This window comes from Candidatus Binatia bacterium, assembly GCA_023150935.1.
Taxonomy (GTDB): domain Bacteria; phylum Desulfobacterota; class Binatia; order HRBIN30; family HRBIN30; genus JAKLJW01.
Genome location: JAKLJW010000035.1, coordinates 1 through 566, shown reverse-complemented (window position 1 = coordinate 566; position 566 = coordinate 1). Strand labels below are relative to the sequence as shown.

Below are 566 nucleotides of genomic sequence, written 5' to 3'. Positions count from 1 at the left end.
GGCCGCAGGAGGAAGCACAATGAGGTCGTTCTACGCTTACATGTTGCGGTGTTCCGACGGATCCTTCTACGTCGGGCACACCGATGACCTGGCGCGACGCGTAGCAGAGCACGAGATTGGAGCGGTTGGCGGGTATACGGCGTCGCGGCGGCCGGTCGAGTTGGTGTGGTCTGACGAGTTCCAAGCGCGAGAGGAAGCCCTTGCCGCCGAGTTGCGCATCAAGGGGTGGAACCGAGCAAAGAAAGAGTCGCTGCTGCACGGCGATTGGGATCGCCTGCGCCTTGCCGCCAAGAAACAAGACTGGGGTGCGTACCGAGAGCGGCGATCCCGGTCGTGAGCCCCGCCCAACGTGTGCCGCGGCGCAGGTTCATCCCTCGATAGGCGCGTGCGCCCCTCGATACGCCGCCAAGAGAGGGCGGCTACTCGGGGTGAACGGATCGGGATGTTTCGAAAAGGGGGAGGAGAATCCGTGTCGGGGTGAACGGGGATGTTTACAGACGACGGAATGTTTCCGTTCGTCCCGAGTAGCGCCGTTATCTCAGGCGCGTATCGAGGGACGCCCGCCA

General features: G+C 63.4%; 1 protein-coding gene. It reads left to right on the top strand.

All coding sequences use genetic code 11. The annotated features are described in order from the left end of the window. Nucleotides 1–19 precede the first annotated feature (19 nt). The gene (locus tag L6Q96_17605) at nt 20–337 is read left to right on the top strand and encodes a GIY-YIG nuclease family protein (protein ID MCK6556373.1); all 318 of its coding nucleotides are present in this window, start codon (nt 20–22) and stop codon (nt 335–337) included. The last annotated feature ends 229 nt before the right edge of the window (nt 338–566 follow it).